Genomic DNA, 6,014 nt, shown 5'->3' on the forward strand with positions numbered 1-6,014 from the left:
AACCACTTTACACTGCTAACGAGGTTAATCCCGGCTTTCCATACTATTTGTTCAAGAAAGCATCTCCAAAGTCCGGTTCATTATTTGTTCAACGCTAGGCTTCCACCAATCCTAGCTCGCTACAGCATCGCAAATAACTACTCTCTTTGTCATCGATTTTTTATATTTTTATTTATTATAGCAATTACCGTAGAAATATCAAGAGATAGATCTAAAACATTTCAAAAACAAGGACATTTAACATACATTTGTTGTCAAAGTCTACTTAACTACAAATTTAGTCTTACTATGACCTTCCTTCGTTTTAGAAACTTGTAGGATTGCCGGAAACATGTTTTTTATTTCTTGTACGTGAGAAATAACTCCGATCATCCTTCCTGATTGTTGTAATTCTATTAGCGTGTCAATCGATTTGTTCAATGACTCTTCATCAAGCGATCCGAATCCCTCATCGATAAACATCGTATTAATTGAGATATTACCTTGAAAGCTTTGAATGACATCTGACATACCTAATGCTAGACATAAAGAAGCATTAAATTTCTCTCCACCAGATAATGTTTTGACATCTCGTGTTTGACCAGTATATGCATCATAAACGTCCAATGCCAAGCCACTTTGTCTACCGTGAGACTCCTGTCGAACACTGCGAATAAGATAATATTGTCCATTAGATAAACGTTTTAATCGTTCATTTGCCGCTTCAATAATTTGTTCCAAATATTCAATTTGCAAATATCGCTCAAATGAGATCTTTTGCCCATTTTGACCTCTAGCAACATCATACAAATCAGTGATGGTAGCTAGTTTCTTTTCATATTGTTCAACCTGTTCGTTCGTATACAATATTTTTTCTTTTAAATTGGAAGCTTCCTCATGATATTCCTTCGATAAATTCAGCTTATTCAATGCCAATTCATATGCCTGTTTATGTTCTTCTACTTCCTGTTGTAATCCGACTAAATCAACTCTCGTTTTATCCTTCAACGATTCCTTCAATTCAATGACCTGTTGTTTAACAATCGTTAGTTTTTCTTTAAATTGTTGAATAGATTCCTTTAAACTGTTACGGTCCCTTTCAGGTATTTTTGCTTGACGATATATTTCCTCAGATTCAAAAGATGCGTTATCAAGTTCTAATTGAAACTCTTTTTCTGCTCTAACTGCCTTGACTTTCGTTTCTTCCAACTGCTTTTCTGCATGCGTCAAATTTGATGTGACTTTCATTCCTGTTTCTTTTGCTTGCTCTAACGTTTTTTGTGCATCTTCCCATGATTTATCAAGTAGTTTTTTACGTTGGTCGGTTTCACTAATTTCCTGTTCCAATTTGGATAACACACGAACTTCTTCTGGAATGTTACGTAATCGTTCTTCATATACTGCTTTATCTGTTTTATAAGCAGTTCTTAACTCCTGATAGTCCTTATCAAAGGCTTCCTTCTCAGCTTCCATTTTCTTTAATTCTAGAGTTGATTTTTCAAATTGCTCTTTTTGCTTATTCAGTTCTTCACGAAGCTTATCCAAATACTTTACTTCTTCACCGAGCTTTTTGCCTTCTTCGATTAATTGTGCATTAACTGAATCTACTTGATCAATTAGAATATTGAAACCAGCCAATTCTTCTGCTTTTGCATTTATTTGGGATAAGTTAGCTTTATCTTCTGCAATAGCACTTCGATAAAGACTATCCATTTCATCTAATTCTTTTTTCAATTGCTCTAGCTCTTCCTTGGATACGATGTGATTATCATGAAAGGCTTTATTCGGATGCTCCACACTTCCACAGACAGGACAGGATTCACCTTCACGTAAATGAGTTGCTAGAATAGTTGCCTGACTATTCATCCATGCATTTTCCAATTCAAGATACTTTTCTCTCACTTTACGATAATTATCCTCTTTTATGGTAACATCCTTTTTTAAATCAGTTTGTGACTTTTTCAATTGAAGATAATCTCTTAAAATCTTTGCCTGTTCCCTCATATCATTAAGTTTTTGTCGTTTTTCATGCAATTTACTAACTTCTTGATCCATTAGTTTTATTTGCTTATTATTTTCTTCTGCTGCTTCCTTCTTTCGTTCCAGTGATTCCTTTGCTTTATCTAAATTGTCTTTTGCCTCTTTACCTTTTTTTCGTAGTTCTTCCAATTGCCTTTCCCGCTTGGAAATATCTTTTACAGTGGGTAAAAAATCCTTTAATTGGTCGAGTCTCTTGGAGATTTCTTCCCGATGAGTTTTCTTATTTTCTTCTTGTAGATAAACGTCTTGTGCTTGTTTAAGCTGTTTGTCTGCCTTCTCCTTCGCTAACTTTACTTCTGCTAATGCTTTGGTCTTTAAATTTTCCTCTTTTCGCCATTCAATTGCTTGTTTTTCATATGCTTCGATTTTACTAGCTCGTTCCGCTTTTTCTAATTGCTTTTCTTTTGTGCTAATTGTTGGCAATTGTTCCTGTAAACTCTTCAGTTGACTTTCTTTCTGATCTAAATCAACAAAACGCTCATTTAACGCTTTTGCATTCGAATAATCTTCTTGTTTTTTACCGTGTGCTTCATATGCTTTACGATAAATTTCTTGATCCACATTTATTTGCTCCTTATAGAAAGAAGCTTCATCTTCTAGACCACTAACAATCTGGTTGACATTATAATGTTCTTCAGATAAAAACTGAAACAATAATGAATCTTCTCGTTTAGGTAAAGCTGCACTTATGTTTTGCACAAATTGTTTTCGCATTTGCTCGGATTGCTTAAATTCTTGTTCAATCAAACTCTTTTTATGTTTCAATAATTCATTCATTTGTTTATACGACTCTGTTTTAAAAAGTCTCCGTAATATTGCCTCTTTGTTCTCCGTTTGTGAAGTTAATAGTTTACGAAATTCACCTTGTGGTAACATTACAATCTGCTTAAATTGATCCTGTGTCAGCCCAATTATCCGTTCAACCTTTTTATCGATCTCACTCACTATTTGCCTGTCAACACAAGGGACCTCTCTCCCGTCCACTTTTTCGTAAAACTCGTACTTCTCACCAGTCCTAGATTTATTTCCATGTTTTACATGTCCTAGTTGACGAAGAATTCGGTACATACGACCATGTAATTCAAATTCTAGTTCCACAGAAGTATGTGTATTATCATCGGCAAAATCACTTCGTAGCATTTTATGATCATCGCGGTCCATTCCACTTGCACTTCCATATAGCGCAAAGCATATACCGTCAAAAATCGTCGTTTTACCAGCACCTGTATTCCCTGAAATCACAAATAGATTATTCTCATTCAGTTCCTGAAAATTAACTACTTCTGTATACTTATATGGACCAAATGCGGTCAAGGTTAATTTTAATGGTTTCACTACTCCTACTCCCCTTTCCTATTTATTTGTCACAAATTCTTTTGGTTTTACTGTCATGTCATTTTCTTCTTGTAAAAGTTCTTCAAAAACTTCCGTTATAATTGCTTCCGTTTCGGCGTTAGCTTCTGTTCCTTTTACCTCTTTATAGAAAGCTTTGAATAAATCGAAATCACTCATCTTACTTCGATTCACTAACTCGCTACCTTCCTTAGTATTTGAGGTGAGTCCATAACTTTTCCGTTCTACATGCATGGCATTTGGATATACTGAACGTATCTTTTCCATTGGAGATAGTACTGGCGTTTCATCCATTAAACGTACAAATACATAATCGTTATTAACAGAATGTGTTAATAATTCATCCATTGTAGCTTCTACTGTACGGATGTCTCTTCTTGGTTTAAACAGTCGTTTCTCCTTAGAGATCGCACCATTTTCATCCATTTCTAAGACATAAAAGCCTTTATTATGATGTTCCTCAGAGACGGAGTATTTTAAAAGTGAACCAGCGTATTGAATATTTTCTTGTAAGACATGGTGTGCCTGATGCAAGTGGCCAAGTGCGGTATAATCAAATGGCGTAAAATGACGGGCATCAACATACTCTGCTCCCCCGATCGATAACGGGCGTTCGGAATCACTCGTATTCTCTTTTTCCTCCCCAAATGGTGTAACAAAAGCATGTCCAATAAAAATATGTCGTGTATTAGGTTTCATGTTTTTACTAATTTGAACCACAATCTTATTCATTGCATCATTATGTGTACGAATCTCATCATCCTCTAGTACATTGCGAACAACACTTGGGTCACAATAAGGTACTAAATGAAAATGTACTTCACCATATTCATCATGTAAAATTACTGGTGCCAAATCTTTCGTAAAATTACCGACAATATGAAAACCATTTTGTTTCATGATTTTACTACCAAAATTTAATCTACTAGGACTGTCATGATTCCCAGCAACAGCTAATACAGGAGTTTTCAATTTCAATACAATCGTATCCAACACCTCATCCAATAATTGAACGGCTTCAGTTGGTGGAACAGCACGGTCGTAAAGATCACCAGCAATTATTACTGCATCTGGCTTCTCCTCTTCAATTGCCTTTATAAACTGATTAAGTATATATTGTTGATCCTCTGTCATGTAAACCCCTTGAACAAGTTTACCTAAGTGCCAATCTGCTGTATGAAATAGTTTCATAGAAACGTCTCCTTTCGAATTAATACGGTTTCTCTATTATAATATAAAATATATTTTACTAGATGATATAGAGCTTATTTGATTATATTACCAAATCAATTTATAGTATCTTGAATCTATTTGTTAGTAGTGTTGTCAATGAATGAAATTTGTAAGTGGGGATTCTTTGATTTCTATATCTATTGAAGAATAAGATGAGAAGGTATATCTTAGCAAAACCTTTTATACAAATTATTTTCCTTAATTATACGTTTCTTAATTCAATCATGCAATTTCACATCATGCTGTAATACAGCATTTTAAAGGTTTTATCTTATAAAAAACATCCTTTTCTACTAGAAAATGTTATGCAATTCTTAAATTCTAGTAGAAGTTTACTCTATAAAATACTTTTTTCATATCTATTACAATTTTTTTAAAACACCGTGCATTAGTGCCAGGCACCTGTCGAATTTTGTCGGTGCCTGGCACCTTGAAATTATTTCCAAACACCTTTATATTTCTTCTTATATTTACTATCTTCCTCTACTTCAATCAATTCTAATGCCATTTGTTTGATTTCTTCATCTTTAGTAGCTTCATATAAGTTTTTAAGTCCCTGAATTATGTCATATCGAATTAAAGTATAATTCTTTTCATCTGTGCAATTGTGGAACCTATGCACGAAACTTTCGATCACTACTTCTTTTTGTTTTCGACCTGCTAAACCGACTCTCCAAATTGACTGTAGGCTATGTCTTGCTGTTACAAATTTGGGATCCATTGTTACCATCCAAACTTTTCGAAAATCGTTTAGCATTTTTCCTTCTGGATCACTTATTGCTAAATTAGCGAGAAATTGTGCTGCCCTTGATCTGCGGTGATTATCCTTATTTGTTAAGTCATCTATTAGGCTATCCCAAACTTCATATGCCCAATCTACTTCTTTTCTTGTAGCTTCCATAATATGATTATAAGCCTCGTATTGCACTGTTTTATCCTTCGATTCTAGATCTTTAAAATAAGTTTGCATTTTTGACTCCATTTCATCACCTCAATATTAACTATACTTTGATATGTAATACTTGTCTAACGCTTATATAGTATCGAGCGATAGACATACAGAATCTTGTGATGTGATATTTATGAATATCAAAAAAGCCATGATACGAATTTTGTATCATGACTTCTATTATTGCCTGGCGGCGTCCTACTCTCACAGGGACAAGGTCCCGACTACCATCGGCGCTGAGAAGTTTAACTTCTGTGTTCGGTATGGGAACAGGTGTGACCTTCTCGCTATCGCTACCAGACCTACATGGCTAGATTAAGGTGATAAAATTATAATTTATACCCTAAAAACTAAATAAGAGTAATGACAACGAATCATAAAATGTGTTAGTTAAGTCCTCGATCTATTAGTATCCGTCAGCTCCACGTGTCACCACGCTTCCACCTCGGACCTATCAACC

3 protein-coding genes, 1 rRNA gene and 1 other annotated feature (1 of these 5 only partly in view) are annotated in these 6,014 nt (G+C 34.7%); all 4 genes read right to left on the minus strand.

Annotated features, from left to right (window positions below; translation table 11 throughout):
- Positions 1-162: a binding site (T-box leader), on the minus strand; it reaches 63 nt to the left of the window's first position.
- 99 nt (positions 163-261) lie between these two features.
- Positions 262-3,354 carry an AAA family ATPase gene (locus tag ACFSTA_RS19535; RefSeq protein WP_377558513.1) on the minus strand — a complete coding sequence of 1,031 codons (3,093 nt, stop codon included), beginning with the start codon at positions 3,352-3,354 and terminating at the stop codon, positions 262-264.
- A gap of 18 nt (positions 3,355-3,372) precedes the next feature.
- Positions 3,373-4,563: an exonuclease SbcCD subunit D gene (locus tag ACFSTA_RS19540; protein WP_377558514.1), complete on the minus strand. Its 1,191-nt coding sequence runs from the start codon at positions 4,561-4,563 to the stop codon at positions 3,373-3,375.
- 478 nt (positions 4,564-5,041) lie between these two features.
- Positions 5,042-5,587, minus strand: coding sequence for a hypothetical protein (locus tag ACFSTA_RS19545; RefSeq protein ID WP_377558515.1), 546 nt, complete (start codon positions 5,585-5,587; stop codon positions 5,042-5,044).
- Between the two features lie 152 nt (positions 5,588-5,739).
- Positions 5,740-5,855: ribosomal RNA gene (rrf, locus tag ACFSTA_RS19550) — 5S ribosomal RNA — on the minus strand.
- Between the last annotated feature and the right edge of the window lie 159 nt (positions 5,856-6,014).

Source organism: Ornithinibacillus salinisoli (genome assembly GCF_042684965.1).
In the GTDB taxonomy this organism is placed as follows: Bacteria; Bacillota; Bacilli; order Bacillales; family Amphibacillaceae; genus Ornithinibacillus; species Ornithinibacillus salinisoli.